The organism is Paracoccus sp. J39, assembly GCF_000518925.1.
GTDB lineage: Bacteria > Pseudomonadota > Alphaproteobacteria > Rhodobacterales > Rhodobacteraceae > Paracoccus.
On record NZ_JAEN01000011.1, the window covers coordinates 1 to 26,649 of the forward strand.

27 protein-coding genes, 2 pseudogenes and 1 riboswitch are annotated in these 26,649 nt (G+C 68.5%); of the genes and pseudogenes, 14 read left to right on the forward strand and 15 right to left on the reverse strand.

Annotated elements, in window-relative coordinates; translation table 11 throughout:
* Positions 1 to 351 (forward strand): annotated as a pseudogene (locus tag L632_RS22595) (hypothetical protein); the annotation flags it as partial.
* On the opposite strand, the pseudogene L632_RS24900 reads toward L632_RS22595, so the two are convergent.
* The 4 genes and pseudogenes from L632_RS24900 to L632_RS0111930 form a co-directional block, all read right to left on the reverse strand.
* Positions 342 to 542 (reverse strand): annotated as a pseudogene (locus L632_RS24900) (fumarylacetoacetase); the annotation flags it as partial. The pseudogenes L632_RS22595 and L632_RS24900 sit on opposite strands and share 10 nt — an antisense overlap.
* Before the next feature lie 67 nt (positions 543 to 609).
* Positions 610 to 2,409, reverse strand: coding sequence for a sigma-70 family RNA polymerase sigma factor (locus tag L632_RS22600; RefSeq protein WP_198021825.1), 1,800 nt, complete (start codon positions 2,407 to 2,409; stop codon positions 610 to 612).
* Positions 2,406 to 2,768, reverse strand: a complete 363-nt coding sequence (locus tag L632_RS0111925; RefSeq protein WP_028714216.1) for a YciI family protein — start codon at positions 2,766 to 2,768, stop codon at positions 2,406 to 2,408. The genes L632_RS22600 and L632_RS0111925 overlap by 4 nt, the downstream gene beginning before the upstream one ends.
* 143 nt (positions 2,769 to 2,911) lie before the next feature.
* Positions 2,912 to 3,628: a calcium-binding protein gene (locus L632_RS0111930; RefSeq protein WP_028716856.1), complete on the reverse strand. Its 717-nt coding sequence runs from the start codon at positions 3,626 to 3,628 to the stop codon at positions 2,912 to 2,914.
* 243 nt (positions 3,629 to 3,871) lie between these two features.
* Here L632_RS0111930 and L632_RS0111935 point away from each other — a divergent pair, with 243 nt between their 5' ends.
* Genes L632_RS0111935 through L632_RS22605 form a run of 3 tightly spaced genes read left to right on the forward strand, consistent with a single transcriptional unit; the run spans position 3,872 to position 6,272 of the window.
* A complete protein-coding gene (locus L632_RS0111935) occupies positions 3,872 to 4,204 on the forward strand; it encodes a PepSY domain-containing protein (protein ID WP_028714214.1) in 333 nt (110 codons plus the stop codon).
* Positions 4,204 to 4,887, forward strand: a complete 684-nt coding sequence (locus L632_RS0111940; protein WP_028714213.1) for a response regulator transcription factor — start codon at positions 4,204 to 4,206, stop codon at positions 4,885 to 4,887. Before L632_RS0111935 ends, L632_RS0111940 begins: the two co-directional genes overlap by 1 nt.
* Positions 4,884 to 6,272, forward strand: a complete 1,389-nt coding sequence (locus tag L632_RS22605) for a HAMP domain-containing sensor histidine kinase (RefSeq protein ID WP_036698134.1) — start codon at positions 4,884 to 4,886, stop codon at positions 6,270 to 6,272. Before L632_RS0111940 ends, L632_RS22605 begins: the two co-directional genes overlap by 4 nt.
* Before the next feature lie 42 nt (positions 6,273 to 6,314).
* Here the strand turns inward: L632_RS22605 and panC are convergent, their stop codons facing one another.
* Together panC and panB are read right to left on the reverse strand one after the other, a co-directional pair.
* Positions 6,315 to 7,163 (reverse strand): pantoate--beta-alanine ligase, encoded by an 849-nt coding sequence (gene panC, locus L632_RS0111950; RefSeq protein ID WP_028714211.1) that lies wholly within the window; start codon positions 7,161 to 7,163, stop codon positions 6,315 to 6,317.
* Entirely contained in the window at positions 7,160 to 7,990 is an 831-nt protein-coding gene (gene panB / locus L632_RS0111955) for a 3-methyl-2-oxobutanoate hydroxymethyltransferase (RefSeq protein ID WP_028714210.1), read from the reverse strand. The genes panC and panB overlap by 4 nt, the downstream gene beginning before the upstream one ends.
* Before the next feature lie 477 nt (positions 7,991 to 8,467).
* On the opposite strand from panB, the gene argC reads away from it, so the two are divergent.
* Together argC and L632_RS24650 are read left to right on the forward strand one after the other, a co-directional pair.
* Entirely contained in the window at positions 8,468 to 9,496 is a 1,029-nt protein-coding gene (gene argC / locus L632_RS0111960; protein ID WP_028714209.1) for an N-acetyl-gamma-glutamyl-phosphate reductase, read from the forward strand.
* A 123-nt stretch (positions 9,497 to 9,619) separates the two neighbouring features.
* Entirely contained in the window at positions 9,620 to 9,787 is a 168-nt protein-coding gene (locus L632_RS24650) for a hypothetical protein (protein ID WP_198019378.1), read from the forward strand.
* Between the two features lie 87 nt (positions 9,788 to 9,874).
* Here L632_RS24650 and efp read toward each other — a convergent pair whose 3' ends face one another.
* Positions 9,875 to 10,441: an elongation factor P gene (efp, locus tag L632_RS0111970; protein WP_028714208.1), complete on the reverse strand. Its 567-nt coding sequence runs from the start codon at positions 10,439 to 10,441 to the stop codon at positions 9,875 to 9,877.
* Positions 10,442 to 10,575: 134 nt separating this feature from the next.
* On the opposite strand from efp, the gene epmA reads away from it, so the two are divergent.
* Together epmA and L632_RS0111980 are read left to right on the forward strand one after the other, a co-directional pair.
* Positions 10,576 to 11,622: an EF-P lysine aminoacylase EpmA gene (epmA, locus tag L632_RS0111975; RefSeq protein WP_028716858.1), complete on the forward strand. Its 1,047-nt coding sequence runs from the start codon at positions 10,576 to 10,578 to the stop codon at positions 11,620 to 11,622.
* 149 nt (positions 11,623 to 11,771) lie between these two features.
* The gene (locus L632_RS0111980; RefSeq protein ID WP_028716859.1) at positions 11,772 to 13,046 is read left to right on the forward strand and encodes a lytic murein transglycosylase; all 1,275 of its coding nucleotides are present in this window, start codon (positions 11,772 to 11,774) and stop codon (positions 13,044 to 13,046) included.
* 592 nt (positions 13,047 to 13,638) lie between these two features.
* Here the strand turns inward: L632_RS0111980 and chrA are convergent.
* On the reverse strand, positions 13,639 to 14,850 hold the full coding sequence (gene chrA, locus L632_RS0111985) for a chromate efflux transporter (RefSeq protein WP_028714205.1): 1,212 nt from the start codon (positions 14,848 to 14,850) through the stop codon (positions 13,639 to 13,641).
* A 151-nt stretch (positions 14,851 to 15,001) separates the two neighbouring features.
* Between chrA and L632_RS0111990 the strand changes: the two genes are divergently transcribed.
* Together L632_RS0111990 and grxD are read left to right on the forward strand one after the other, a co-directional pair.
* Positions 15,002 to 15,244 (forward strand): BolA/IbaG family iron-sulfur metabolism protein, encoded by a 243-nt coding sequence (locus tag L632_RS0111990; protein WP_028714204.1) that lies wholly within the window; start codon positions 15,002 to 15,004, stop codon positions 15,242 to 15,244.
* Positions 15,245 to 15,295: 51 nt separating this feature from the next.
* A complete protein-coding gene (grxD, locus tag L632_RS0111995) occupies positions 15,296 to 15,658 on the forward strand; it encodes a Grx4 family monothiol glutaredoxin (protein ID WP_028714203.1) in 363 nt (120 codons plus the stop codon).
* Positions 15,659 to 15,947: 289 nt separating this feature from the next.
* Here grxD and L632_RS0112000 read toward each other — a convergent pair whose 3' ends face one another.
* The 3 genes from L632_RS0112000 to L632_RS0112010 form a co-directional block, all read right to left on the reverse strand.
* A complete protein-coding gene (locus L632_RS0112000; RefSeq protein ID WP_028716860.1) occupies positions 15,948 to 16,658 on the reverse strand; it encodes a phage holin family protein in 711 nt (236 codons plus the stop codon).
* Positions 16,659 to 16,666: 8 nt separating this feature from the next.
* A complete protein-coding gene (locus tag L632_RS0112005) occupies positions 16,667 to 17,095 on the reverse strand; it encodes a YqjD family protein (RefSeq protein ID WP_028714201.1) in 429 nt (142 codons plus the stop codon).
* Between the two features lie 122 nt (positions 17,096 to 17,217).
* Complete coding sequence (locus L632_RS0112010) at positions 17,218 to 18,345, reverse strand: aminotransferase class V-fold PLP-dependent enzyme (RefSeq protein WP_028714200.1); 1,128 nt, start codon at positions 18,343 to 18,345, stop codon at positions 17,218 to 17,220.
* Positions 18,346 to 18,485: 140 nt separating this feature from the next.
* Here L632_RS0112010 and L632_RS0112015 point away from each other — a divergent pair, with 140 nt between their 5' ends.
* From L632_RS0112015 to L632_RS0112025, 3 genes are all read left to right on the forward strand, one after another.
* Positions 18,486 to 19,199 (forward strand): type 1 glutamine amidotransferase, encoded by a 714-nt coding sequence (locus tag L632_RS0112015; RefSeq protein WP_028714199.1) that lies wholly within the window; start codon positions 18,486 to 18,488, stop codon positions 19,197 to 19,199.
* Positions 19,196 to 20,554 carry a glutamine synthetase family protein gene (locus L632_RS0112020; protein ID WP_028716861.1) on the forward strand — a complete coding sequence of 453 codons (1,359 nt, stop codon included), beginning with the start codon at positions 19,196 to 19,198 and terminating at the stop codon, positions 20,552 to 20,554. Before L632_RS0112015 ends, L632_RS0112020 begins: the two co-directional genes overlap by 4 nt.
* A gap of 66 nt (positions 20,555 to 20,620) precedes the next feature.
* The gene (locus L632_RS0112025; RefSeq protein WP_028716862.1) at positions 20,621 to 21,931 is read left to right on the forward strand and encodes an FAD-binding oxidoreductase; all 1,311 of its coding nucleotides are present in this window, start codon (positions 20,621 to 20,623) and stop codon (positions 21,929 to 21,931) included.
* On the opposite strand, the gene L632_RS0112030 is transcribed toward L632_RS0112025, so the two are convergent.
* From L632_RS0112030 to folK, 4 genes are all read right to left on the reverse strand, one after another.
* A complete protein-coding gene (locus tag L632_RS0112030; protein WP_028714196.1) occupies positions 21,928 to 22,569 on the reverse strand; it encodes a DUF2062 domain-containing protein in 642 nt (213 codons plus the stop codon). The genes L632_RS0112025 and L632_RS0112030 overlap by 4 nt on opposite strands.
* Positions 22,570 to 22,581: 12 nt before the next feature.
* Entirely contained in the window at positions 22,582 to 24,699 is a 2,118-nt protein-coding gene (locus L632_RS0112035) for a bifunctional (p)ppGpp synthetase/guanosine-3',5'-bis(diphosphate) 3'-pyrophosphohydrolase (RefSeq protein WP_028714195.1), read from the reverse strand.
* A gap of 22 nt (positions 24,700 to 24,721) precedes the next feature.
* Positions 24,722 to 25,078, reverse strand: coding sequence for a DNA-directed RNA polymerase subunit omega (gene rpoZ / locus L632_RS0112040; RefSeq protein ID WP_028714194.1), 357 nt, complete (start codon positions 25,076 to 25,078; stop codon positions 24,722 to 24,724).
* Positions 25,079 to 25,147: 69 nt separating this feature from the next.
* Positions 25,148 to 25,741, reverse strand: coding sequence for a 2-amino-4-hydroxy-6-hydroxymethyldihydropteridine diphosphokinase (gene folK / locus L632_RS23855; protein ID WP_028714193.1), 594 nt, complete (start codon positions 25,739 to 25,741; stop codon positions 25,148 to 25,150).
* A gap of 12 nt (positions 25,742 to 25,753) precedes the next feature.
* Between folK and L632_RS0112050 the strand changes: the two genes are divergently transcribed.
* Positions 25,754 to 26,308 carry an NYN domain-containing protein gene (locus L632_RS0112050; RefSeq protein ID WP_028714192.1) on the forward strand — a complete coding sequence of 185 codons (555 nt, stop codon included), beginning with the start codon at positions 25,754 to 25,756 and terminating at the stop codon, positions 26,306 to 26,308.
* Positions 26,309 to 26,456: 148 nt separating this feature from the next.
* Positions 26,457 to 26,649, forward strand: a riboswitch (cobalamin riboswitch).

The following is a 26,649-nucleotide window of genomic DNA, read 5'->3' on the forward strand; positions in this document are numbered from 1 at the left end:
ATCGCCGCGGCCGGCATGGCGTTCATGCCCGGACCGCCGGACACCTATTACGAGATGTCGCATCGCCGGGTGAAAGGCCATCAGGAGCCCATCGAGCGCATGAAGAAGCACGGCATCCTGATCGACGGCGANGGGGTCGTGGGCGGCGGCACGACCCGGGTGCTGCTGCAGATCTTCTCGAAGACGGTGATCGGGCCGATCTTCTTCGAGTTCATCCAGCGCAAGGGCGATGACGGTTTCGGCGAGGGCAATTTCCGCGCCCTGTTCGAATCCATCGAAGAGACGGCAGGATCAGGATCGCCTGACCGTTGGCGGCCCTTCCGTCGAAATGACAGAAGATATCGCGCGTAAGGATCAGGCAAGGCTGCAATAACCTTGCCGGTCCGATCCCCGAAGCCGATGCTGTAGCCGTCCCCCCGGGCGGTGCCGCGCAGGGTCAGGGTATCGTTGTCCTCGACAAAGCTGCGCGCGGCGCCGTTCCAGCTCAGCTCCAGCAGGCTGCCCCTGCTGGCCTTCTCCAGCCCCGCGATCGCCTGGGACCCGAACTGGCGGCGCAGCTGGAAACCGCGCTGCGCCACCTGATGCGCCCCGAGCAGGGGGAAGGCAAGCTCACAGCGATTTCGCCAGCGTCTCCAGCTGGTCGGCGGCCATGTTCCAGCCGTCGTGAAAGCCCATCTGCTCGTGCTGCTTCAGGGTCTCCTCGTTCCAATGCATGGCGCGGGCCAGATAGCGCGTCCGCTCCCCCTGCGGCTCGAACTCGACATGCGAGACCATGAAGGCCCGCTCGGTCGGCACCCAGCCCGGCCGGAAGGCATCGGTCGAGACCAGCCGGCGCTGCGGCTCGATCTCCAGGAAGACGCCGATATTCTCGAACCGCTCGCCCTCGGGCCCGTTCATGACAGAGAAGAATTCGCCGCCCGGACGCAGGTCCATGCGCGCCTCGGACACATACCAGGGTTTCGGGCAGAACCATTGTTTCAGCAGCTCCGGCTCGGTCCAGCAGCGCCAGAGTCCGGCGACCGGCGCGTCCAGCACGCGGTCCAGCGTCAGCACATGGGCAGGTGGGGTGGTCATGGCATTTCTCCTTGTGGGCTTGATGGTCTGCTTCAAGGACGCGGGCCGGGCGGCGATCCCGACAGGGGCCGCGAAAAAATTTTCAACCCGGTTCCGGGCCGGCCCGCAGGCCGTCGAGCTGGCGGCGGATATGCGCCGCCTCGGCTGCCGTGCCTGCCAGCGCGATGGCCCGGGAAACGCCTCGCGCGCCGCGTCGTTCCGGCCCAGCTGGCGCAGCAGGGCGCCGCGCAGCCCGTGCAGGTAGAAATAGCCGTCCAGCCGCTCGCGCAGCGGCTCGACCATCTCCAGCGCCGCCTCGGCGCCTTGCAGCTTCATCACCGCCACGGCGCGGTTCAGCGTCACCACCGGCGAGGGGGCGTGCCGCTCCAGCGCGGCATAGAGCCGGTCGATGCCGGCCCAGTCGGTCTCCTCCGGCCGGGCGGCGCGGGCATGCAGCGCCGCGATGGCCGCCTGGATCTGATAGGGGCCGGGCCGGCGGTGCAGCATCGCCTTGTCCAGCATGGCCAGCGCCTCGGCGATCATGGCGCGGTTCCAGCGGCCGCGGTCCTGATCCTCCAGCAGCACCGGCCCGCCCTCGGCATCGAAACGCGCCGCCTGCCGCGAATGCTGGATGAGCATCAGCGCCAGCAGGCCCATCATCTCGGGCTCGGCGGGGAAAAGGCGCAGCAGCAGCCGCGCCAGCCGGATCGCCTCGTCGCACAGCGCCGCGCGCTCGCTGGCGGGGTTCGCGTCGGTATAGCCCTCGTTGAAGACCAGATAGATCATCGCCGCGACGGCGGCGAAACGCTGGGCCCGTTCGACGGGGCCGGGGGTGTCGAAGGGGATCTCGGCCCGTGCGATGCGGGCCTTGGCGCGGGTGATGCGCTGCTCCATGGCGCGCGGCGCGACCAGGAAGGCGCGGGCGATGCGCTCGACCGGCAGGCCCGAGACGATGCGCAGCGCCAGCGCGATCTGCTGCGTCGCCGGAAGCTCGGGGTGGCAGCAGATGAACAGCAGCCGCAGGATGTCGTCGCGGTAATCCGCCGCGTCCAGCCGCTCGGCCAGATCGGGGCCGTCGGGCTGGCCGGGAACCGCGTCGCCGGGCGGCAGCTCGGTCTGGCGGGTCCGGCGACGAAGCTGGTCCAGCGCCGCGTTGCGCCCGACCATGACCAGCCAGGCCTCGGCATTGCGCGGCGGGCCGTTCCGCGGCCAATGCCGCAGGGCGCGCAGGCAGGCTTCCTGATAGGCCTCCTCGGCCAGGTCGAGATCGCGGAAATAGCGCAGCAGCGCGGCCATGGCGCGCGGGCGGGCCCCGACCAGCCGCGTCTCGATCCAGTCGGGATCGGCTTCGATCATCCGGGCGCCTCCGTGCCGGGGGAATAAAGCATGACCGGCCGGATCTCGTAGGCACCGCCGGGATTGGCCTCGCCCAGGTCGCGGGCGATCTGCAGCGCCATGTCCAGCCCCTCGACCTCGACGAGGTAGAAGCCCAGAAGCTGCTCCTTGGTCTCGGCATAGGGGCCGTCCAGCACCACCTGCTCGTCCTTGCGGAAGGTGGTGGCGGCGCTGGTCGGCATCAGCCGGGCGACGGGACCGAAATGCGCGGCCCATTTGCGGTGCACGCCGTCCAGCCGCGCCATCACGGCCGCCTCTTCCTCGCTTGTCCAGGCGGAGGTCATCGCCTCGTCGTTATAGCAGAGCAGGGTATAGAGCATCGGGTTCTCCTTGCGCCAAGGACGGACCGGGGTCCGCCGTCCCGACACTGGCCGGAAAATTTTCCGGGGCCTAGCCCGGAGGCGACGAAAACGCCGCCGCGGGCGGGCCGCGGCGGCGTCATGCCGGCATCCGGCGGGCCGGATCAGAAGACGAAGTCGTTCATGTCGAGCTGCGACAGCTGCATGTCGCGGATGGTCACCGAACTGTCGGCCGACAGCCGCAGCACGACGTCGTCGCCGACCTGCCGGGCAGTGTCGATCACCGCCTGAACCTGCGCCCGGCTGAAATCGTCGAAGTCGAGCCGGTCCACGCCGTTCTGGAAATCGGTGACGATGTCGCGGCCGTCGCCGCGCTCGAACTCGAAGACATCGGCGCCGGCGCCGCCGGTCAGGATGTCGTTGCCGCGGCCGCCCTCCAGCCGGTCGCGGCCCGCGCCTCCGTGCAGCCGGTCGTTGCCGGCATCGCCGTCCAGCTCGTCATTGCCGATGCCGCCGAACAGCAGGTCATTGCCGCCGCCGCCCTCGAGCTCGTCATGGCCGGCCCCGCCGTAAAGCGTATCGGCCCCGGCATCGCCTTCCAGCTCGTCATTGCCGTTGCCGCCATGCAGGATATCGTTGCCGGCGCCGCCTTCCAGCTCGTCCGCGCCCTCGCCGCCATGAAGAAGGTCGTCGCCGTTGCCGCCGCGCAGGGCGTCGCGGCCGGCCCCGCCATAGAGCGAATCGCGGCCGTCGCCGCCATCAAGCCGGTCGTCGCCGGCAAGGCCGAACAGCCGGTCATTGCCGCCCAGGCCCGACAGCCAGTCGCCGAATGCCGTGCCGTTCAGCGTATCCGCGAAATTCGTTCCGATCTTGCGCACCATGTCCTGATCCTTTCCTGTGCTGAGGCGGCGGGTCGCCCCTGCCGCGAAGGTCATGGCGGGAATGCCACGGACCGGCTGACAGTGCTCTGACCCCGGCTGTCAGCGGGCTGTCAGAATGCCCCGACCTGGGCGGAAAGCCGCCCATGGCGGGCTGTTGCCGTTTCGGCACGCCGGGGTCACGGCGCGGGCCGGCACCGCGCCTTGTCAGCCGGCTGTCAGGCCGCCGCCGCTATGACCGGCGGCATGAGACCGCTTGTCCTTCTGTCCCTGGCCCTGACGCTCTGCCCGCCGCCGGTCACGGGGCAGGGCCTGTCGGCGCCGGATTTCGAATTCGCCCGCGACGCCGTGGAGCGCGGCGAGATCCTGCCCCTTGCCGAGGTGCTGGCGCGGCTGCAAGGATCGCATCCGGGCCGGGTGGTCGAGGTGGAGTTCGAGGATGAGGACGGCATCCTCGCCTATGAGATCGGGCTGGTCACCGCCGACGGCCGGCTGATCGAGGTCGAGCTGGACGCCCGCACCGGGCGGATCCTGGCGCTGGACGAAGACGATGCGGATGATGCGGATGAGGATGACTGATGCGCGCCCTGATCGTCGAGGATGAGCCCCGGATCGCCGCCGACCTGGAGCGGGCGCTGAAGGCGGCAGGCTTTCTGGTCGAGCGCGCCGCCGATGGCGAGACCGCCTGGTTCCGCGGCGGCACCGAGAGCTACGACCTGATCGTGCTGGACCTGAACCTGCCGCGGCTGGACGGGCTGACGGTGCTGAAACGCTGGCGGGCCGAGGGCTGCGAAAGCCCGGTGCTGATCCTGACCGCGCGCGGCGCCTGGACCGAGCGGGTCGAGGGCATCGATGCCGGCGCCGACGACTACCTGCCCAAGCCCTTCCGCATGGAGGAGCTGATCGCCCGCGCCCGGGCGCTGGTGCGCCGCGCCGGCGGGCGGGGCAACGCCACCCAGCAGGTCGGGCGGCTGACGGTGGACCTGAACCGCATGACCGCCGCCATCGACGGCATCCCGGTCCCGGTGACGCCGCTGGAATTCCGCCTCGTCTCCTATCTGGCGCTGAACCGCGATCGCAGCGTGCCGCCGACCGAGTTGCTGGAACATCTCTACGGCGACGACGATTCGCGCGAGACCAATGCCGTCGAGGCGGTCGTCACCCGGCTGCGCCGCAAGCTGGGGCCGGGGGTGATCGGCACCCGGCGCGGCTTCGGCTATCACCTCGACGGCGGCCCGGCGGCGTCGCAGGGCAAGGCATGATGCGTTCGATCCGCTGGCGGCTGGTGCTGGCCGGAGGGCTGGCGATCGCGCTGGCGCTGGCGCTGTCGGGCATGGGGCTTGCCGTGCTGTTCGAGCGTCATGTCGAGCGCGTCGCCGTCGCCGACCTGCAGGCGCGGGCCCTGGCGCTGGCCGCCATGGTGCGGCCCGGGGGCGAGGCCGGCGCCAGCCTGCGCGCGCCGCCGGACGACCCGCTCTACGACCAGCCCTTCTCGGGCCATTACTGGCAGGTCATGCTGGGCGCCGAGCTGCGCCGCTCGCGCTCGCTGTGGGACTATACCCTGCCGACCGGCGAGCCCGCGCCGGCGCCGGGCGAAACCGCGGTGCGAACGCTGGCCGGCCCGCAGGGCGAGCCGCTGCTGGCGGTCGAGCAAAGCCTGACGGTCGGCCGCGGCGACCCGCCGCTGCCCTTGCGCATCATCGTCGCCTCGGACCGCGACGAGCTGGCGCTGGCCCGACGCGGCTTTCTGGACGACCTGCTGCCCTATCTGGCGCTGCTCGGCGCGGCGCTGCTGCTGGCCAGCTGGCTGCAGATCACCGTCGGGCTGCGGCCGCTGGGGCAGGTCGGGGCGCGGGTGGCGGCGCTGGCCTCGGGCGCGCGCGCGCGCATCGGGCTGGACCTGCCGACCGAGGTGATCCCGCTGGCGACCCAGATCGACCGACTCCTGGACGCGCGCGACGAAGAGCTGGCCCGGGCCCGCCACCGCGCCGCCGACCTGGCGCATGGCTTCAAGACCCCACTGCAGGCGCTGCTGGGCGATGCGGCCCGGCTGCGCGCCGACGGCGAGGCCGAGATCGCCGCCAGCATCGAAACCGTCGCCACCCAGATGCGCCGCCATGTCGACCGCGAGCTGGCGCGGGCGCGCATCCAGTCCTCCCGCAGCGGCCAGTCCGCCGATCCGGGGGCGCTTCTGGCCAAGCTGATCGGCGTGCTGCGCCGTACGCCGCGCGGTGCGGAGATCGACTGGCGGCTGTCCGCGCCGCCCGGCCCCCTGGCCCGGATCGATCCCGACGACCTGACCGAGGCGCTCGGCGCGCTGCTGGAAAACGCCATGCGCCATGCCCGGGCGCGGGTCACGGCCTCGGTCCGCGTCGCGGGCGCGCGGCTGGTCATCGCCATCCGCGACGACGGGCCGGGCGTGCCCGAACCCGCGCTGGCCCGGCTGACCAGGCGCGGGCTGAGCCTCGATCCCGACGGCGAGGGGCAGGGCATCGGCCTGGCCGTGGTCTCGGACATCGCCGATGCCGCGCAGGGCGCGCTGCGGCTGGAAAACGCCCATCCCGGCCTGCGGGCCGAGCTGCATCTCGACGCTCTGCCGCCCGCCGCCCGGGACTTGGCGCTTTCACCGTTTTCCAAATACTCATGAGGCAACCGCGCATCCCGCGCCGCCTCGCGGCAAAGGGGCCATTCAGCGCAGCGTCACCGCGACGTTGTCGATCAGCCGCACGCCCTCCAGCCAGGCCGCGACCAGCAGCCGCGCCGGCCGGCCCGGGCGCGGCTCGCCCAGCGACTCGCCGTCGCGCAGCTCAAGATATTCGACCGGCCCCAGCCCCGCCGCCTCCAGCCCGGCCCGGGCCGCCGCCAGCGTGGCCTCCACCGGCTCGCCGGCCTCGATGCGCCGCGCCGCCTCGAACAGCGCCTGCGGCAGGGCCGAGGCCAGCGCGCGGCCCCCGGCCGTCAGGCGCTGGTTGCGCGAGGACAGGGCCAGCCCGTCCTCGGCCCGCACGCAGGGGCAGGGGACGACCTCGACCGGCAGTTTCAGGTCCTGCACCAGCCGCCGCACCAGCTGCAGCTGCTGCCAGTCCTTTTCGCCGAAGAAGGCGCGGTCGGCCTGGGTCATGTTGAACAGCAGCGTCACCACCGTCGCCACGCCGTCGAAATGCCCCGGCCGATGCGCGCCCTCCAGCGGGTCGGACACGCCCGAAACCGAGATCACCGTGGCATGGCCGGGCGGATAGACCTCGTCGCCCTCGGGCACGAAAAGCGCGTCCACGCCCAGCGGGCCGAGCAGCGCGGCATCGGCATGTTCGGTGCGCGGATAACGGGCGAAATCCTCGGCATTGTTGAACTGGCGCGGGTTGACGAACAGGGTGACGATCACCCGGTCGCAGCTGGCGCGCGCCGCGCGGACCAGGCTCAGATGCCCCTCGTGCAGCGCGCCCATGGTCGGCACCACGCCGATGGTTTCGCCGCGGGACTTCCAGCCGCGCACCAGCGCACGCAGCTCGGCCAGCGGCCGGACGATGGGCGCGCTCATGCAGGCTTGCCCTCGGCGAAGGCGTGCTCGGGGCCGGGAAAGCGGCGGGCCCGCACCTCGGCGGCATAGCCGGCGATGGCGGCATCGGCATCCTGGCCCAGCTCGGCGTAGCGCTTGACGAATTTGGGCCGGAAATCCGAGAACAGCCCCAGCATGTCGTCGACCACCAGAACCTGGCCATCGCAATCGACCCCGGCGCCGATGCCGATGCTGGGCACCGGGATCTCTTGGGTGATGCGCCGCCCCAGCGCCTCGGGCAGCTTTTCCAGCACCACGGCGAAGGCGCCGGCATCGGCCAGCGCCGCGGCATCGAGGGCGATGCGGTCGGCCTCGTGATGCCCGCGGCCCTGCACCTTGTAGCCGCCCAGCGTGTTGATCGATTGCGGCGTCAGCCCGACATGGCCCATCACCGGGATGCCGCGCGCCACCAGGAAGGCCACGGTGTCGGCCATGTGCCGGCCGCCTTCCAGCTTGACCGCCTGGCAGCCGGTCTCGGCCATCAGCCGCGCGGCGTTGCGGAAGGCCTGCTCGCGCCCCTCCTCATAGCTGCCGAAGGGCATGTCCACCACCATGCAGGCGCGCGCGCAGCCCCGCGCCACCGCCTTGCCGTGCAGGATCATCATCTCCATGGTGACGCCAAGGGTCGAGGGCAGGCCGTGCAGGACCATGCCCAGGCTGTCGCCCACCAGCGCGATATCGCAATGCGCATCCACCAGCCGGGCCATGGGGGTGGTATAGGCCGTCAGGCAGACCACGGGCTCGCCGCCCTTGCGGGCACGGATGTCATCGGGGCTCAGACGGCCCTTGCGATCGGGGGTCGCGCTCATCACTCTCTCCGTTATCCAGGGCCTCGGCGGCCGCTGCCCGAATATTTGATTCCTTCCGCCATGTCTCGCAATAAAATGATGCAGATGCAGCATTTCTGCGCACGAAAAGAAGCCCAACCTATTCGCGTCCCTTGCAGCCGGGCCGGTTTCCGTCGTCGATTCAATCGGATCACCGGCTGCAGGTGGGGGAGACAACGGCAATCGCGACAGGTGATGCCTCCAGCTCTGCTGTCAGGGAGAATCTGCCGCGCTGAATTACAATATTTGAAGAAATTTCCACCGATTGGATAAGCTTCGTTGCCCTGCTTTCTGGAAAGATGGCAGCAAGCGGGGCAGGGCGGCCCCAAAACGGGCGGGCCTTGCGATCCGGCCGGCGGCTTGACATGCCGGGGGACCGGGCCTAGTGCCGGTTTTCGGCCCCTGCGGGCCTGACCAACCAGCGCCGCGCCTGCGCGGCCGTTTCCTCGGGATCGAGACATGACGCTGAAAGCTGCCATCCTTGGGGCCTCGGGTTACACGGGGGCGGAACTCGTCCGCCTCCTCGCCACCCATCCCCGGATCGAGATCGCCGCGCTTTCCGCCGACCGCAAGGCGGGGCAGGGCTATGACGAAGTCTTTCCGCATCTGCGACACCTGAAGCTGCCGGCGCTGGTCAGGATGGAGGAGATCGACTTCTCGGCCATCGACCTGGTGTTCTGCGCCCTGCCGCACGGGCTTAGCCAGCCGCTGGTCGGGCAGCTGCCGGGCGATGTGAAGATCGTCGACCTGGGCGCCGATTTCCGGCTGCGCGATCCGGCGGATTACAGGAAATGGTATGGGCTCGACCATGCCGCGCCCGGGATCCAGCCGCAGGCGGTCTATGGCCTGACCGAATTCTATCGCGACCAGATCCGCGAGGCGCGGCTGGTCGCCGGCACCGGCTGCAATGCCGCCACCGTGCAATTCGCGCTGCGGCCGCTGATCGCATCAGAGCTGATCGACCTGGACGACATCATCTGCGACCTGAAGAACGGCGTGTCCGGGGCAGGGCGCTCGCTCAAGGAAAACATGCTCTTCGCCGAGCGGTCCGAGGATGTGGCGGGCTATTCCCAGGGCGGCAAGCACCGCCACCTGGGCGAGTTCGACCAGGAATTCTCGGCCCTGGCCGGGCGCGAGGTGCGCATCCAGTTCACCCCGCATCTGGTCCCGGTGAACCGCGGCATCCTGGCATCCTGCTACCTGAAGGGCGAGCCGCAGGCGGTACATGCCGCGCTGGCGGCGGCCTATGCCGACGAGCCGTTCATCGTGGTGCTGCCCTTTGGGCAACTGCCGGCAATGGCCCATGTCCAGGGCTCGAACTTCTGCCATATCGGCGTGACGGGCGACCGGATTTCGGGGCGGACGCTGGTCGTCTCGACGCTGGACAACCTGTGCAAGGGCTCCTCGGGGCAGGCGGTGCAGAATGCCAACCTGATGCTGGGCCTGCCGGAAACCGAAGGGCTGATGCTGGCGCCGATCTTCCCCTGACGGGCGCCGCCAGAGGGCACCTCGTCCACGATCCTCAAGGGCGGCGCGCGGAACCGGAAGGCGGGCCCGCGCGTCTTGTCCAATATGAGCGGCGCCTTGCCGCTTCACAGGAGGACATACGAGATGCGTAGCCTGATTGCGACAGCCGTTTCCGCGTTGGTGCTTCTGCTGGCCGGTTGCGGCGACAACCCCACCGAACGCGCTGCGACCGGCGGGCTGGGCGGAGCCGTCATCGCCGGTCCGGCCGGTGCGGTGGTGGGCGGGACCATCGGCGCCGCGACCGCGGATTGATCCGCAGGGTCCCGCCGTTCCCCGGATGACGCTGCATGACGAGAAAGGGCAGGGCGCGAGCACGCCCCTGCCCAAGGGCGTCAGAAATCAGCTCTTGGCGCGCTCGACATAGGTCAGGTCGGCGGTGTTGATGATCACCTTGGTGCCCACGCCGATATGCGGCGGCACCATGATGCGCACGCCGTTATGCGCCATGGCCGGCTTGTAGCTGGACGAGGCGGTCTGGCCCTTGACCACCGGCTCGGTCTCGACCACCTCGACCGTCACCTTCTGCGGCAGTTCGATGGCGATGGCGACGCCGTTATGGACCTGCAGGAAAACGCTGATGCCGTCCTCCAGGAAGACCTTGTCGTCGCCGACCACGTCGGGCGAGACGACGACCTGCTCATAGCTTTCCGGCTCCATGAAATGGAAGCCCTCGCCGTCCTCGTAGAGGAAGTTGTAGGCGCGTTCGTCCACATGGGCACGCTCGACCTGTTCGGTGGTCTTCCAGCGTTCCGAGACCTTGTTGCCGTCCGAGATGCGGCGCAGTTCGACCTGGGTCGTCGGCGTGCCCTTGCCGGGGTGGAAGTTGGTCGCCGTCAGGACGACATGGAGCTTGCCGTCGATCTCGACGACATTGCCTTTGCGAAGGCTGGAGGCGATGACTTTCAAGGCGGTTCCCTTGCCTGCTTTTCAAATTCCGGGGTGCCGGATACGAAGTCCGGCAAAGATGATGTCCCATAGCGTTTTCCGCAGCTTTGCGCCAGCCGCAAGCGGAAAACGACGCAAATGCAGGAGTTGTGCGCATGAAATCCGCCGATGAAAGCCCCTGGTGGGACCGCGACCGCCATGCCGGGCGCCGGCCGCTGCTGCTGGCGCGAAACCGCATCCAGGCCGCGACCCGCGACTGGCTGGGCGCCCAGGGCTTCATCGAGGTCGATCCGCTGGCGCTGGCCGTCAGCCCGGGAAACGAGGCGCATTTGCATGCTTTCGAGACCCGGCAGATCGGCAATGACGGCGTGCCGCGGCGGATGTATCTGCATACCAGCCCGGAATTTGCCATGAAGAAGCTGCTGGCGGCGGGCGAGGAGCGCATCTTCGCCTTCAGCCATGTCTGGCGCAACCGCGAGCGGGGGGCGCTGCACAGCCCGGAATTCACCATGCTGGAATGGTATCGTGCCGGTCAGGATTATCGTGTTCTTTTCGAGGATTGCGCGCAATATCTGCGGCATGCGGCGGAATGCGCCGGTGCCGATCTTCTGCGTTTTCGCGGCGCCGAATGCGACCCCTATGCCGCCCCCGAGGTGATGAGCGTGGCCGAGGCGTTCCGCGACTATGCCGGCATCGACCTGCTTTCGACCTGCGACGGGACCGAGACCGATGCTGCGGCGCTGCGCGCCCAGGCCGAAGGGCAGGGGGTGCGGCTGGCCGAGGATGACGGCTGGTCCGACATCCTGTCCCGCGTGCTGGTCGAGAAGGTCGAGCCGCATCTGGGCCATGGCCGGCCGCTGATCCTCGACCGCTATCCCGCCGCCGAGGCGGCGCTGGCCCGCCGGGCCGCGGACGAGCCGCGCGAGGCCGAGCGGTTCGAGCTTTACGCCTGCGGGGTCGAACTCGCCAACGGTTTCGGCGAGCTCACCGACCCGGTCGAGCAGCGCCGCCGCTTCCAGAAGGAGATGGAGGAAAAGGCGCGAATCTATGGCGAGCGTTACCCGCTGGACGAGGATTTCCTGGCCGCGCTGGCCTTCATGCCGCCGGCCTCGGGCTGCGCGCTGGGATTCGACCGGCTGGTGATGCTGGCCACCGGCGCGCCGCGGATCGACGAGGTGATCTGGACGCCTCTGGCGGAATGATCCGCAAATCAATTCCCTGCACGGATGATCTGAACCCGTTTGCGCAACCCGATAGAAAGGGCGGGCTGCCGCCGGAGCGGAATTTCCGGCTTTCGGCCTTGCGGATCGGGCGCTAGGCTGGGCCAAAACGCTCGACCAAGGGGACAGGAATGCGGTTTTCATTGCGACTTTCGGCAACGCTCACGGCCATGGCCCTGCTGCTGGGCGGCTGCGCCGGCAACTATCCCGGCACGGGGGTGCCGCAGCAGAGCCAGGAAATCAAATGGGGCCGCTACCAGAACCCGCCGCCCGAGAAGGTCGCCGGCCTGCGCGGCTGGGTCGAGGGCTTCAAGACCCGCGCCCGCAGCCAGGGCATCAGCGACAGCACCCTGGACTTCGCCTTTCGGGACGTGACCTATAACCCCGAGGTCATCCGCCGCTCGCAAAGTCAGGCCGAGTTCAAGAAATCCGTCTGGGAATATCTGGAAAACGCGGTTTCGGAAAAACGTCAGACCAACGGCCGGGCGGCGCTGGCGCAATATGGCGGCGTGCTGAGCCGCGTCGAGGCGGCCTATGGCGTGGAGAAGGAAATCGTCACCGCGGTCTGGGGCATGGAATCGACCTATGGTGAACGGCGCGGCGACCTGCCGCTGATCGAAAGCCTGGCCACGCTGGGCTATGAAGGCTACCGGGGCGAATTCTTCCGCAGCCAGCTGATGGCGGCGCTGCGCATCCTGCAGGCCGGCGACATCGATCCCGGCCACATGACCGGCAGCTGGGCCGGCGCCATGGGGCACACCCAGTTCATCCCGACCACCTATCTCAGCTTCGCTGTCGATTTCACCGGCGACGGGCGCCGCGACATCTGGTCGAACGACCCGACGGACGCGCTGGCCTCGGCGGGGAACTATCTGGCGAAATCCGGCTGGCAGCGCGGCCTGCCGGCGGCGGTCGAGGTCACGCTGCCGCCCGGCTTCAACACCGGCTTGGCCGGCAAGGGCAAGCGGCGCAGCGTCGCCGAATGGCAGTCGCTGGGCGTGCGCCAGGCCAACCAGCGGCCCTTGCCGCCCGCCGGCACCCCGACCGAGCTGATCCTGCCGGGCGGCTCCTCGGGCGCGGCCTTCCTGATCACCCGCAACTTCCACGCCATCCTGCGCTACAACAATGCCGACAGCTATGCGCTGGCGGTGTCGCATCTGGCGGATCGGTTGAAGGGCTATCCGGGGCTTGCCAATCCCTGGCCGGCCGACCATCCCGGCCTGCGCATCGAGCAGCGCAAGGAGATGCAGCGCCTGCTGACCGCGCGCGGTTTCGACACCCAGGGCGTTGACGGCAATGTCGGCTCGAACACGATCAGCGCCATCCGGGCCTATCAGACCTCGCGCGGCTTGCCCGTCACCGGCGAGCCCACGGCGGCATTGCTCGAACAGCTGCGCCGCGGCTGAGCAACAGTCTTCCGGGCCAGCGCCAGCGCGCGCTTGCCCGGTCGCTTCTGGCGCAGAGCCGGAATCCTTGCTGCTTGCGTGGCGGGTCGAAGCTGCTTGCGTGGCGGGTCGAAGCTGCTTGCGTGGCGGGTCGAACATGAGCCCGAGGCTTGGCTAAGCTCAGGCCGCATTAACCGACGTGAAGGCCAAGCCGACCTGGCATGAAGGTTGATGACATAACTCTGGTTATCATGATTTTCAGCGAATGTCGCGACAACCGAAAGAATGACCACTCTCGTGCAGGCTTCGACCCTTGACGCGCGATTGGAGGCGCCGCCCGCTCGGCACCGAAGACCAGCCCCAGGCAAATGCATGGAACTCGCCAAGATGGTGCGGCGCCCGTTCCAGTCCGGCTTTCTCATATAAACTCGGCTCTGGCGCCTTCGGAGTCACGGCCTCGGCCTCCACGTCCCACGATGGGAAAGCGCGTCGAGGGACAAGCCCGCTGCCCGATATCCGAAATCGGTCCTTCCGCCCCAAGGGGCCAGCCTGCCTTCGGGTTATTTTTCCTCCGCCGGAACCCCCTTCCGATCAAGGGCCGGCGCAAGCCCGCTCATCCGGCCAGCGCCAGTGCAGCGCCCGCCATCGCGGCCAGAAGCACCACCCGCCAGGGCGCGAGCTTCCAGCCCGTCAGGGCCACGAAACAGGCGAGCGCCAGCGCCAGGTCCGGCAGGCCGCCGATCGCGGTGGTAAAGACCGGGGAATACAGCGCCGCGCCCAGAATGCCGACCACGGCGGCATTCGCCCCCTGCATCAGCGATTGCGCCCCGGCCATGCGGCGGAAGCGGTCCCAGAACGGCAGGACGCCCAGCAGCACCAGAAATCCCGGCAGGAAGATCGCCAGCAGCGCAAGCGCGGCGCCCGGCACCCCGTTCGGCTCGGGCCCCAGGGCCGCGCCCAGATAGGCGGCAAAGGTGAAAAGCGGCCCCGGCACCGCCTGCGCCGCGCCATAGCCGGCCAGAAAGGCCTGCGGGCCGATCCAGCCGGGCTGCACCACCTCGGCATCCAGAAGCGGCAGCACGACATGGCCGCCGCCGAAGACCAGCGCCCCGGCGCGATAGAAGCTGTCGATCATCGCAAGCGCCTGCGACCCGTCCGCCAGCAGCGGCAGCAAGGCCAGCAGCGCCAGGAACAGCAGCAGGGCCGCCGCCCCCGCGCCTCGGGACAACGGCATGACCAGATGCCCGCTGACGGGCCTTGCCGCGCCGCGGCCCAGGGCAAGCCCCAGCCCCGCGCCGGCGGCGATGGCGAGAATCATGCCGGGGGCGCCCGGCAGCGCGGCCAGCACGACGACCGCGAGCACCGCGATCGCCGCGCGCTCGCGATCCGGGCACAGCTGCCGCGCCATGCCCCAGACCGCCTGGGCCACGATGGCCACCGCCACGACCTTGAGCCCGTGCAGCGCCCCCTGTCCCAGCGGCCCCGAAATCGCCGTCGCAGCCCCGGCAAACACCAGCAGGATCAGCGCCGAGGGCAAGGTGAAGGCGGTGAAGGCTGCAAGCGCCCCCAGCCAGCCGGCCCGCATCAGGCCCAGGGCAAAGCCGACCTGGCTCGAGGCCGGGCCGGGCAGGAACTGGCACAGCGCGATCAGATCGGCATAAGCGTGATCGTCCAGCCAGCGCCGCCGCACCACCAACTCGTCGCGGAAATAGCCCAGATGCGCAATCGGCCCGCCGAAGGAGGTCAGGCCCAGCCGCAGGAAGGCCCCGAAGACCTCGCCGGCGCTGCCGCGCGCGGGGTCGCTGTCGGAAACCGCGTTCGACATCCTGATCGCCCCTCTGCTGCCGCGGGCAGAGTGGCATCCCCGCCGCGCGGGGGCAAGCTGCCCGATCTCCTGGCGGAATGCGGCGTGAAGGGCGATCTTGCGGGCCGCGCGGGCTTCCCCTACATCATGGAGAACAGTGAAAGGAACCGCCATGGCGATGGAAGCCCAGGATATCGAAGCCCTGATCCGCGCTGCATTTCCCAATGCCCAGATCACCATCACCGACCTTGCCGGGGACGGAAACCATTATGCTGCCGAGGTGATCGACGAAAGCTTCCGCGGCCAGAACCGCGTGCAGCAGCAGCGCGCAGTCTATGCGGCGCTGCAGGGCCACATGGACGGCCCGAACGGCGCGCTGCATGCGCTTGCCCTGACCACCAAGGCCCCCGAATAAGATCAACCGCCAGCGTCGCGCCATGGCGACGCTTCAGCAAGGACCAGCAGAATGACCGACGCACGCCAGCAGATCCAGGACACCATCGACGGCAACGATGTCGTCCTGTTCATGAAAGGCACCAAGGAGATGCCTCAATGCGGCTTTTCAAGCCGCGTCGCCGGGGTGCTGAACTATATGAACGTCCAGTATCGCGACGTGAACGTGCTGGCGGACGAGGCGATCCGCCAGGGCATCAAGGAATTCTCGGACTGGCCGACGATTCCGCAGCTTTATGTCAAGGGCGAGTTCGTCGGCGGCTGCGACATCGTCACCGAGATGACCCTGTCGGGCGAGCTTGACCAGCTTTTCGAAAACGCGGGCGTGACCTATGACAAGGAAGCCGCCGACCGCATCCGCGAGGCCAATGCCTGACCGGGCGCCTGCCCTCACTGACAACGACGGCCCCGCATTGTCGGGGTCTTTTCCTTTTGAAAATAATGACTTACCGGAGGTTTATCAGAGTTCTTCCAGCAACCTCCGGCCCCGGGGGATGCATGGCGCGGACGGTCATCTGAAACGCTTGGCCGGCGCCTGCGGTTTTAGACAGTCAGCAGCGCCGGGAATCCTAACGACCTTCCGGCTGCCGCGTCGTTGGCGCGGCACCGACGAGCAAGAGCAAGACAAAAAACTTTAATAAAATAATCGTCCTATGGCATACACTTCAACCATCCTCGTAAGGATCGTCCATCCAGTCCTCGGCGGCGTCCCATTCCGGGGTGTCACGCTGCCGCCAGTCCTGGAAGCGCGAGGCCAGCGTCATGCCGACCGCGAAGGCCCCGATCAGCGGCGCTATGGCCGCTGCCCGCGATTGCGAGGCTGCCTGGACCTGTCCCGCGGCGCGGCGCAGCGCATCCGGGGGCAGGCCCAGCCGTTGCGCGGCCTGCTCTCCGGCGCGGCGCGCGGTGCCATAGACCCGCGCCTCGGCCCGGTCGGCCAGGCGGTCGGCCTTGTAGGACAGGCTGTCGGCGACGCTGTGGACGCGCTGCTCGGCCTGTTCCATCAGCCGATTGGCCTTTTGCGAGGCCCGCTCAAGCGCCGCATCCGCTGCGCCGGTGGCTTTCCCGATGGCGGCATCGGCGGCCAGCATCAGCCGCTGCTCGACCTCGGCCTTCAACTCGTCGGTGGTGGGCACGGGATGGCGCTCCTTGCGCGCCATCAGCATCACCAGCAGCCCGATCACCAGAAAGCCGATGCCGATGGCGAGGGAGGCGCCGAGCGCCCCCCAGCCAAGATGATCCGCCAGCCAGGTCCACAGCGCCGCAAGCAGGAAGCCGGCGCCGATCAGCAGGGCCAGCCCTGCCCCGGCGCCCAAGCCCGCGCGGCGCAGCCTGTCCGTCAGGGCAAGCTGCAGGTTCCGGGTGTAATCGAACATCGCCGGCCTCAGCGGCGCGCGATGATCAGGCCCAGCAGGAAGCCGACGCCCGCCGCGATCCCCAGCGCCTGGGCGGGGTTGCGGCGCACCATGCCCGAGACCTCGTCGTAATATTCCTCGGCATGGGCCGCGACCTCATGCGCCTGCCGCTCGCCCTGGCGATACAGCCGGCGAGCCTCATCGCGGGCGCGTTCGGCATAGTCATGGCCACGCTCGCGGACCGTCTCGGCATATTCGGCACCCCGCTGACGGGCGGTCTCGACGAATTCGGCGCCTTTCTCGCGCGCGGTTTCGTAAAGCTCGGCGCCGCGCTCGCGGGCGGTCTCATAGGCTTCGGTCGCCTCGTCGGCGGCGCGGCGGGCGTGGCGGCCCACCTCGTCGGCGGCCTCGCGCGCCTGGGCTTTCACTTCGTCGGCGGTGGCTTCAGGTTTCGCCATGACATTGTCCTTTCACAGGGCTGTATGGGTTTCGCAAGGCAAACACCCAAGCCGGCAGATCGTTCCCGGAACCGCCCGGATTTCCCGCCCGCCGCGTCAGGACGTCGCGTTACCGGGCCGGGTCACAGGGCTGCGTCGAAGGCCGGGATCAGCCGCGCCAGCGTGCCCTCGACATCGCCGAGCTTGTCCAGCCCGAACAGCCCGATGCGGAAGCTGCGGAAGCCCTCGCCCTCGTTCACCTGCAAGGGCACGCCCGCGGCGATCTGATAGCCGGCGGCCAGAAACTTGCGGCCGCTCTGCACCTCGGGGTCGTCGGTATAGCAGACCACCACGCCCGGCGCGGCAAAGCCCTCGGCCGCGACCGAGCGCAGCCCGCGCCGCGCCAGTTCCGAGCGCACCGCATCGCCCAGCCGCCACTGCGCCTCTCGCGCCGCCTCGAGGCCGAAGTCGCGCGTCTCGTTCATTGCATCGCGCAGGCCCAGCAGCGCGTCGGTCGGCAGAGTGGCGTGATAGGCATGGCCGCCATCCTCGTAAGCCTTCATGATCGCGCGCCATTTCTTCAGGTCCAGCGCGAAGCTGTCGCTGACCGTGGTCTCCAGCCGCTCGATCCCGCGCGGGGACAGCATCACCATCCCGGCCGAGGGCGAGGCCGACCAGCCCTTTTGCGGCGCCGAGATCAGCACGTCCACGCCCGTCTCGCGCATGTCGACCCAGATCGCGCCCGAGGCGATGCAGTCCAGCACCATGATCGCGCCGACCTCATGCGCGGCATCGGCCAGCGCCTTGATGTAATCGTCGGGCAGGATCATGCCCGCCGCCGTCTCGACATGCGGGGCGAAGACGGCATCGGGGCGGGCTTCGCGGATCTTGGCCACCACCTCCTCGACGGGTGCCGGGGCGAAGGGCGCGCGCAGCTCGTTGCCCTGGGGCCGGGCCATCATCACCGTGGTCTGGCGGGCAAAACCGCCGGCCTCGAAGATCTGGCTCCAGCGATAGCTGAAAAAGCCGTTGCGGACGATCAGCGCATGGGCGTCGCGGCCGAACTGGCGGGCCACCGCCTCCATGGCGCAGGTGCCGCCGCCCGGAACCAGCGCCACCGCCTCGGCCCCGTAGACCTCGCGCAGCATGGCCGAGATCTCGCGCATCGCGGCCTGGAATTTCTGCGACATGTGGTTGAGCGAGCGGTCGGTGAAGACGACCGAGAATTCCTGCAAGCCCTCGGGGTCCACATCGGGGCGAAGTCCGGGCATGGCCGATCCTTTCTGCTGTTGCAGGCCAACCCTAGCGCGACCCCGCGCCGCCGGCCAGCCCCACCGAGGTCGCAGCGCCCCCTTGCCGCCCGCGCCCCGCACGACTAGCTTCGGGGGGAACAACCGACAGGCCAACCACCATGCGTATCGGCATTCTCAAATGCGGCCAATCGCCCGAAGAGCTTCGCGGCGAACTGGGCGATTATGACACCATGTTCGAGCGGCTCCTTGCCGGGCGGGGCTTCGATTTCGCCAGCTATCACGTGGAGAACATGCAGTTTCCGCAGGACGTCCGCGAGGCCGGGGGCTGGCTGCTGACCGGCTCGCGCCACGGCGTCTACGAGGACCACGCCTTCATCCCGCCGCTCCAGGACTTCATCCGCGCCGCCTATGCCGCGCGGGTGCCGATGGTCGGCATCTGCTTCGGCCATCAGATCATCGCCCAGGCGCTTGGCGGCCAGGTGGCGAAGCATCCCGAGGGCTGGGCCGTGGGGCCGCAGGATTACGATTTCGGCGGCGAACCGGTGCGGCTGAACGCCTGGCATCAGGACCAGGTGATCCGCCGCCCCGAGGCCGCCGAAATCGTCGCCAGCAACCCGTTCTGCGAAAACGCCGCGCTGGTCTATGACGACCGCGCCTTTACCGTGCAGGCGCATCCGGAATTCGACGACGCCTTCATCGAGGGCCTGATCGAGCACCGCGCCCGCGGCACGGTGCCCGGCGCGCTGCTGGACCGGGCCCGCGCCCGCATGGGCGGGCCGCTGCAATCGGGCAGCATCGCCGACCGGATCGAGGCCTTCTTCAAGGCGCCGCGCAGCTTTGCGGCGCAGGCGACACGGCAGGGGGCCGCATGAAATCGCACTGGATCGACGAAACCCCGCAGGCCGCGCAGGATTACGTCGCCGGGCGGCGGCTGGACGAGGTGGAATGCATCGTCGCCGACATCGCCGGGGTGGCGCGCGGCAAGGCCATGCCGGCCTCGAAATTCGCGCATCAGGAACGGTTCTACCTGCCGAATTCGATCTTCCTGCAGACCATCACCGGCGACTGGGCCGACAACCCGTCGGGCGCCTTCACCGAGCCCGACATGATCCTGACGCCGGATTTCTCGACCGCGACGGCGGCGCCCTGGACGGCGGACGTCACGCTGCAGGTCATCCACGACGTGTCCGACCAGTCGGGCAATCCGGTGCCGATCGCGCCGCGCAACGTGCTGAAACGCGTGGTCGATCTTTACCGGCAGAAGGGCTGGCGCCCCATCGTCGCGCCCGAGATGGAGTTCTTCCTGGTCGCGCGCAACATCGACCCGAACCAGCCGATCATGCCGCCCATGGGCCGCACCGGCCGCCGCGCCGCCGCCAAGCAGGCCTATTCCATGTCGGCGGTGGACGAATACGGCAAGGTCATCGACGACATCTACGACTTCGCCGAGGCCCAGGGCTTCGAGATCGACGGCATCCTGCAGGAAGGCGGCGCCGGCCAGGTCGAGATCAACCTGAACCACGGCGACCCGGTCGCCCTGGCCGACCAGATCTTCTATTTCAAGCGGCTGATCCGCGAGGCGGCGCTGCGCCACGACTGTTTCGCCACCTTCATGGCCAAGCCCATCGAGGGCGAGCCGGGCAGCGCCATGCATATCCACCATTCGGTCGTCGGGCTGGCGGACGGGCGCAACATCTTCTCGGACGAGCGGGGCCGCGAGACGCCGGCCTTCATGCATTTCATCGCCGGCATGCAGAAGCACCTGCCGGCGGCGGTGGCGCTGCTGGCGCCCTATGTCAACAGCTATCGCCGCTATGTCCCGGATTTCGCGGCGCCGATCAACCTGGAATGGGGGCGCGACAACCGCACCACCGGGCTGCGCGTGCCGATCTCGAAACCCGAGGCGCGGCGGATCGAGAACCGGCTGGCGGGCATGGATTGCAACCCCTATCTGGGTCTCGCCGCCAGCCTGGCCTGCGGCTATCTGGGCCTGGTCGAGGGCGAGAATCCGCGCGCCGAATGCCTGGGCGACGGCTATATGTCCGAGGACGAGCTGCCCTATAACCTGGGCGACGCGCTGGACCTGATGGACGAGAACACGGCGATGCGCGAGGTGCTGGGATCCGAGTTCATCGACGTCTATCAGGCGGTCAAGCGCAATGAATACAAGGAATTCCTGCAGGTCATCAGCCCATGGGAGCGCGAGCACCTGCTGCTGAACGTGTAGAGCCGGGCGCGGCCGGGCCCTTGCGCGCCGTCGGATGAGTATTTGAGAAACGGTGAAAGCCGAAGCATGAACCTGCTGTTTTCCAACGACCGGCGGGGGGAATATCCGCCCAGCCTCTATGCCGCGACCCGCGACCCGCTGCCGCCTTTCCCCGAGCAGCGGGGCGAGGAGCGCGCCGATGTCGTGGTGGTCGGCGCCGGCTATACCGGGCTTTCCGCGGCGCTGCATCTGGCCGAGGCGGGGCGCGACGTCGTGGTGCTGGAGGCGCATCGCGTCGGCTTCGGCGCCTCGGGGCGCAATGGCGGCCAGCTCGGCTCGGGCCAGCGGCTGGAGATCGACGAGCTGGAGCGGATGGCCGGGCGAGAGGCCGCCCACCGGCTTTGGAACATGGCCGAGGAGGCCAAGCGCCTGACCCGCGATCTGGCGGCGCGCGCCGGGGTGCCGGTGGCCGACGGCATCGCCCATGCCTTCCGCAAGCCCGCCGAGTTCGACCATGCCCGCGCCCTGATCGACAGGCTGGGGCGCGATTACGGCTATGACCGGATCGAGCCGCTCGACCGCGACGCCTTCCGGGCGCTGGTGCCGTCCGAGGCCTATATCGCCGGCGAGCTGGACCATGGTGCCGGGCATCTGCACCCGCTGAACCTGGCCATAGGCATGGCGCAGCTGGCCGATGCCGCAGGCGCCCGGATCCGCGAGCTGAGCCATGTCCACCACATCCGCCACGGCCGGCGCGCCGGCGAGAAAAGCGTGGTGCAGACCGGCAAGGGCCGGGTGGCCTGCGACCATGTCATCCTGGCGGCCAATGGCTATCTGGGCCATCTCGATGGCCATGTCGCCGCCCGCGTCATGCCGATCAACAATTTCATCGTCGCGACCGAGCCCCTGGGCCGGCGTGCAGCCGAGGTGCTGACCCGGCCCATCGGCGCGCATGACACGAAATTCGTGGTGAATTACTGGCGGCTCGATCCCGAGGGCCGGCTGATCTTCGGCGGCGGCGAGAATGTCAGCTATCGCTTTCCCGCCGATATCGCCGCCAAGGTGCGCAAGCCGCTGCTTGAGATCTATCCGGGCCTTGCCGATGTGGCGCTGACCCATGCCTGGGGCGGCACGCTGGCGATCACCATGAACCGGATGCCCTGCTTCGCCCGGCCGGCGCCCAACTGCCTGTCGGCCAGCGGCTATTCCGGGCACGGGCTGGCGCTGGCGACGCTGGCCGGCAAGCTGATGGCGCAGGCGGTGCAGGGCCAGGCCGAGGGATTCGACACCATGGCCGCCCTGCCCTCGCCCGCCTTTCCCGGCGGCGCTGCGCTGCGCTGGCCGCTGCTGGTCGCCGGCATGGGCTGGTATTCGCTGCGCGACCGGCTGGGCTTCTAGGATTTCCCGGCCAGCTCGCGTTCGCGCCTGGCCTTGGCGCGGGCGATGCGCTCGGCCATCTGCCTTTCGCGGTGGCGGTGATAGGCCCGGATCACCGGCACGGTCAGGTAATGCGCCGCGACGGAAACCGCGATTCCGGGCAGGATGCCCCCCACCGCATAGGGCAGGAAGATCTGCTGGTTGAACTGCAGCAGCTGGTCCCAATGCGCGACGCGGTCCGTCACCGGCGCCAGCAGGTTGTTCCACAGCTCGCTGCCGGCGCGGGTGAATTCGTCGAAGATCAGGTGCGGGGTGAACTTGCCCTCGACCCCCAGCATCCAGCGGCCGAGCCCGACCGAGGTCAGCGCGATGAAGGGCGTGGTCAGCGGATTGCCGACGAAGGTGCCCAAGAGCGCCGCCAGGATATTGCCGCGGATCAGCCAGGCCAGCGCCGCCGCGCCCATGAAATGGAAGCCGAAGAAGGGCGTGAACGAGATGAAGATGCCGCAGGCCCAGCCCCGCGCCACCCGATGCGGCTGGTCCGGCAGGCGGCGCAGCCGGTGCAGCACATATTTCGAGGCCCGCTTCCAGCCCGAGCGCGGATAGAACATCTCGGTCCACATCTGGGCATAGCTGAGCGGCTTGCGTCTCTTGAACATGCCGGGCCGACCTCAGCTCATATGGGCCGAAGGGTCCCGGATGCGCGAGACCTGCGCCACGTCGCTTTCGGCCTCGAGCGCGGTCAGCAGCGTGTGCATGTGCTCGCGGTCGCGCAGCTCGATCTCGACGCGCAGCCGGTAGAAATCCGGCTTGCGATCGACGAATTCCAGATCCGAGATATTCGCCCCCTGCGCGCCGATCAGCGTGCAGATCCGGCCCAGCACCCCGGCATCGTGGCGGATGGTCAAGGACAGCATGGTCGAATAGGCCGCCGGGTGCTGGCCCTCGCGCCAGTGCAGGTCGACCCAGCGTTCCGGGCTGTCCTCGAACTCGGCCAGCACCGGGCAGTCGATGGCATGGATCACCACCCCCTTGCCGCGATAGGTGATGCCGACGATGCGCTCGCCCGGCAGGGGATTGCAGCAGGGCGCGCGGGTGAATTCCTGATCGGCCTCCAGCCCGGCGACGGCGCGCTTGGCGTCGATCTCGCTGCGCTTCTGGGCCAGTTCGGGATAAAGCGTGGTCAGCACGTCATGGGCCGAGATCTCGGCGCTGCCGATGCGGGCCAGCAGCTCGTCCGTATCGGGCAGCGCCATGGTCTTGGCCGCGATGCGCAGCGCCTTGTCGCTGACCTTGCGCCCGACATGCTCGAAGGCCACCCGCACCAGTTCCGAACCCAGCCGGATGAAGCGCGTCCGGTCCTCCTGCCGCAGCGAGCGGCGGATGGCGGCCTTGGCGCGGCCGGTGACGACGATGTCGAGCCAGGTCGCCTGCGGCCGCTGGCCGGAGGCGGCGATGATCTCGACCGACTGGCCGTTCTTGAGCCGCGTCCACAGCGGCACGCGGATGCCGTCCACCTTCGCGCCCACGCAGGAACTGCCCAGCCGGGTATGGATGGCATAGGCGAAATCCAGCGGCGTCGCGCCTTTCGGCAGCGGGATCACGTCGCCCTTGGGCGAGAAGCAAAACACCTGGTCGGAATACATCTCAAGCTTCACATGCTCGAGGAATTCGTCGTGGTCCTCTTCGCCGAAACGCTCGGTCAGGCTGGCGATCCATTCGCCCGGATCGATGGCAAAGGGGTTCGCCGTGCGCACCCCGTCGCGATAGGCCCAATGCGCGGCCACGCCCGCCTCGGCCACCTCGTGCATCTGCCGGGTGCGGATCTGCACCTCGACCCGCTTTCCGTCGCGGCCCGAGACGGTGGTGTGGATCGAGCGGTAGCCGTTCGCCTTGGGCTGGCTGATGTAATCCTTGAACCGGCCGGGCACGGCGCGCCAGCGGTGATGGATGACGCCCAGGGTGCGATAGCAGTCGGCCTCGGTCCGGGTGATGATGCGGAAGCCGTAGATGTCCGACAGGCGCGAGAAGGAAAGCTGCTTTTCCTGCATCTTGCGCCAGATGCTGAAGGGCCGCTTGGCGCGGCCGTAGACATCGGCCTCGATCCCCTCGCGTTCAAGCTCGGCGCGGATGTCGGCGGTGATCTTGGGAATCACGTCGCCGGATTCGCGCTGCAGGCTGACAAAGCGGCGGATGATCGAGTTGCGCGCCTCGGGGTTGATGACCTTGAAGGCCAGGTCCTCAAGCTCCTCGCGCATCCATTGCATGCCCATGCGGCCGGCCAGCGGCGCATAGATGTCCATGGTCTCGCGCGCCTTCTGCAGCTGCTTTTCCGGGCGCATGGACTTGATGGTCCGCATGTTGTGCAGACGGTCGGCCAGCTTGACCAGGATCACGCGAAGATCGCGCGACATGGCCATGAAAAGCTTGCGGAAATTCTCGGCCTGCTTGGAATGCGCGCCCGAAAGCTGCAGATTGGTCAGCTTGGTGACCCCATCGACCAGATCGGCGATCTCGCGCCCGAAGATCTGCGCCACCTCGGCCCAGGTCGAACGCGTGTCCTCGATCGTGTCGTGCAGCAGGGCGGTGACGATGGTGGCATCGTCCAGCCGCATCTCGGTCAGGATGGCGGCGACCGCGACGGGATGGGTGAAATAGGGCTCGCCCGAATGGCGGAACTGCCCCTCATGCATGCGACGCCCGTATTCGTAGGCGTCGCGGATCAGCTCGGCATTGGTGCGCGGGTTGTAATTGCGGATAAGCGCGATGAGGTCTTCGACGTCGATCATGTTCAGCCCAAGACCTTTGGACTCAGTTCCTGCCTTGCGCTTCCAGCATCATGCGCAGCATGCGCTCCTCGGATTCCTCGTCGGCGGGCTTCGGACGGTCGATCTCGGCGCCCAGAAGCAGCGCCATCGCGTCCTCCTCGGGCTCGTCGACCTCGATCTGGGTCTGCTGGGCCTCGATCATGCGCTCGCGCAGTTCGTCCACGGGCTGGGTCTCGTCGGCGATCTCGCGCAGCGAGACCACGGGATTCTTGTCATTGTCGCGGTCGACGGTCAGCGGGCTCCCCGCCGCGATTTCACGCGCGCGATGGGCCGCCAGCATCACCAGGTCAAAACGGTTCGGAACCTTGTCGACGCAATCTTCGACTGTAACGCGGGCCATCGGTCACCTTATCAGCTGGAATCGGGGTGCAGGGCGAAGCCGGATATTTGGGTGCGCGAAACGGAAATGTCAAGCACTTGCCGGCCGCATCCCGGCCATGGCCTCGGGCGGCAGCGCCGCCAGCATCTGCGCCACGCTGAGCCCAAGGCGCGGATGCACCCAGCCGGGCGCGATCTCGGCCAGGGGCGCCAGCACGAAGCCGCGGTCCTGCAGCCGCGGATGCGGCAGGATCAGCTGCTCGGGCGTGTGGCGCGGCTGTTCCTCGGGCGGCAGGCTGCGCCAACGGTCCTGCGCATCCGCGTCGGGCAGCACCAGATCGCCATGCGCCAGCAGGTCCAGGTCCAGCCCCCGCGCCTGCCAGCGCGGCCCGTCGCGGCGGCGTCCCAGCGCCGCCTCGATCGCGTGCAGCTCGCGCAGGAGTTGATCGGGCGGCAGCGCGCAGGAAAGTGAAACCGCAGCGTTCACATAATCGGGACCGGAACCGGCCGGCACCGCCGGGGTGGACCAGAATCGGCTGACGGCAAGCGGCACAACCGCAGGTAATTTCAAAAGCTTATCCAGCGCGAAACGCAAGCTGTCCGATGGGATACCTGCCGAACTAGGCAGGTTTGCACCCAGCGCCACCAGGACTAAGTTCGCCTTCTGACTTTGGTAAAGAGACATCTTGGGGGAATCGTGTTTTACAAGGATGATCGGCTGGCGTTGTTCATCGACGGGTCGAATCTTTATGCTGCCGCGAAGGCGCTTGGCTTCGATATCGACTACAAGCTCTTGCGGCAGGAATTCGAGCGGCGCGGCAAGCTGATCCGCGCCTATTACTATACGGCCCTGCTGGAGAACGAGGATTACTCACCGATCCGTCCGCTGGTCGACTGGCTGCATTACAACGGCTATTCCATGGTGACGAAACCCGCGCGTGAATATACCGACGCTCTGGGCCGCCGCAAGGTCAAGGGCAACATGGATGTCGAGCTGGTCATCAACGCCATGGAGCTGGCGCCGCGGCTGGACCATGCGGTGCTGTTCTCGGGCGACGGCGATTTCCGGCCGCTGGTCGAGGCGCTGCAGCGCCAGGGCGTGCGGGTCTCGGTGGTCTCGACCATGCGCAGCCAGCCGCCGATGATCGCCGACGAGTTGCGCCGCCAGGCCGACAATTTCATCGAACTGGACGCGCTGCGCGACATCATCGGTCGCCCGCCCCGCGAAAGCGCCCCGCAGCAGGACGCCTGAACCCCCGGCGCCGCCGAAGACCCCGTCCCGGCGGGCCGGCGCCTTTCCCTTCCCCCGCCGCGGCGGGCCAAGGGTCTTTCTTTCCCCGATCATCCACCGCTTCCTGACAGGCTTGGCCATATCCGGCTTGCCAGGCGGCCGCGTTTCGGCGATACGCCCCCTTGCCGGTCCCGAAAGGGCCAAGAGGGAATCCGCGGCGCATCCCTGCGCCAACCGGAACTGCCCCCGCAACTGTAGGCGGCGAGCCGCGTCCGATCACGTCACTGGGTCCTCGACCCGGGAAGGCCAGGACAGGCAGAGACCCGCCAGTCAGGAGACCTGCCGGCGCCTTGACGTTCACA

What these genes read in the sequence shown, in the direction of transcription:
- L632_RS22600 (WP_198021825.1), bottom strand. Translation starts at nt 2,409, where the DNA reads ATGATCGAAGCCGATCCCGACTGGATCGAGACGCGGCTGGTCGGGGCC.
- L632_RS0111925 (WP_028714216.1), bottom strand. Translation starts at nt 2,768, where the DNA reads ATGCTCTATACCCTGCTCTGCTATAACGACGAGGCGATGACCTCCGCC.
- L632_RS0111930 (WP_028716856.1), bottom strand. Translation starts at nt 3,628, where the DNA reads ATGGTGCGCAAGATCGGAACGAATTTCGCGGATACGCTGAACGGCACG.
- L632_RS0111935 (WP_028714214.1), top strand. Translation starts at nt 3,872, where the DNA reads ATGAGACCGCTTGTCCTTCTGTCCCTGGCCCTGACGCTCTGCCCGCCG.
- L632_RS0111940 (WP_028714213.1), top strand. Translation starts at nt 4,204, where the DNA reads ATGCGCGCCCTGATCGTCGAGGATGAGCCCCGGATCGCCGCCGACCTG.
- L632_RS22605 (WP_036698134.1), top strand. Translation starts at nt 4,884, where the DNA reads ATGATGCGTTCGATCCGCTGGCGGCTGGTGCTGGCCGGAGGGCTGGCG.
- panC (WP_028714211.1), bottom strand. Translation starts at nt 7,163, where the DNA reads ATGAGCGCGCCCATCGTCCGGCCGCTGGCCGAGCTGCGTGCGCTGGTG.
- panB (WP_028714210.1), bottom strand. Translation starts at nt 7,990, where the DNA reads ATGAGCGCGACCCCCGATCGCAAGGGCCGTCTGAGCCCCGATGACATC.
- argC (WP_028714209.1), top strand. Translation starts at nt 8,468, where the DNA reads ATGACGCTGAAAGCTGCCATCCTTGGGGCCTCGGGTTACACGGGGGCG.
- L632_RS24650 (WP_198019378.1), top strand. Translation starts at nt 9,620, where the DNA reads ATGCGTAGCCTGATTGCGACAGCCGTTTCCGCGTTGGTGCTTCTGCTG.
- epmA (WP_028716858.1), top strand. Translation starts at nt 10,576, where the DNA reads ATGAAATCCGCCGATGAAAGCCCCTGGTGGGACCGCGACCGCCATGCC.
- L632_RS0111980 (WP_028716859.1), top strand. Translation starts at nt 11,772, where the DNA reads ATGCGGTTTTCATTGCGACTTTCGGCAACGCTCACGGCCATGGCCCTG.
- chrA (WP_028714205.1), bottom strand. Translation starts at nt 14,850, where the DNA reads ATGTCGAACGCGGTTTCCGACAGCGACCCCGCGCGCGGCAGCGCCGGC.
- L632_RS0111990 (WP_028714204.1), top strand. Translation starts at nt 15,002, where the DNA reads ATGGCGATGGAAGCCCAGGATATCGAAGCCCTGATCCGCGCTGCATTT.
- grxD (WP_028714203.1), top strand. Translation starts at nt 15,296, where the DNA reads ATGACCGACGCACGCCAGCAGATCCAGGACACCATCGACGGCAACGAT.
- L632_RS0112000 (WP_028716860.1), bottom strand. Translation starts at nt 16,658, where the DNA reads ATGTTCGATTACACCCGGAACCTGCAGCTTGCCCTGACGGACAGGCTG.
- L632_RS0112005 (WP_028714201.1), bottom strand. Translation starts at nt 17,095, where the DNA reads ATGGCGAAACCTGAAGCCACCGCCGACGAAGTGAAAGCCCAGGCGCGC.
- L632_RS0112010 (WP_028714200.1), bottom strand. Translation starts at nt 18,345, where the DNA reads ATGCCCGGACTTCGCCCCGATGTGGACCCCGAGGGCTTGCAGGAATTC.
- L632_RS0112015 (WP_028714199.1), top strand. Translation starts at nt 18,486, where the DNA reads ATGCGTATCGGCATTCTCAAATGCGGCCAATCGCCCGAAGAGCTTCGC.
- L632_RS0112020 (WP_028716861.1), top strand. Translation starts at nt 19,196, where the DNA reads ATGAAATCGCACTGGATCGACGAAACCCCGCAGGCCGCGCAGGATTAC.
- L632_RS0112025 (WP_028716862.1), top strand. Translation starts at nt 20,621, where the DNA reads ATGAACCTGCTGTTTTCCAACGACCGGCGGGGGGAATATCCGCCCAGC.
- L632_RS0112030 (WP_028714196.1), bottom strand. Translation starts at nt 22,569, where the DNA reads ATGTTCAAGAGACGCAAGCCGCTCAGCTATGCCCAGATGTGGACCGAG.
- L632_RS0112035 (WP_028714195.1), bottom strand. Translation starts at nt 24,699, where the DNA reads ATGATCGACGTCGAAGACCTCATCGCGCTTATCCGCAATTACAACCCG.
- rpoZ (WP_028714194.1), bottom strand. Translation starts at nt 25,078, where the DNA reads ATGGCCCGCGTTACAGTCGAAGATTGCGTCGACAAGGTTCCGAACCGT.
- folK (WP_028714193.1), bottom strand. Translation starts at nt 25,741, where the DNA reads ATGTCTCTTTACCAAAGTCAGAAGGCGAACTTAGTCCTGGTGGCGCTG.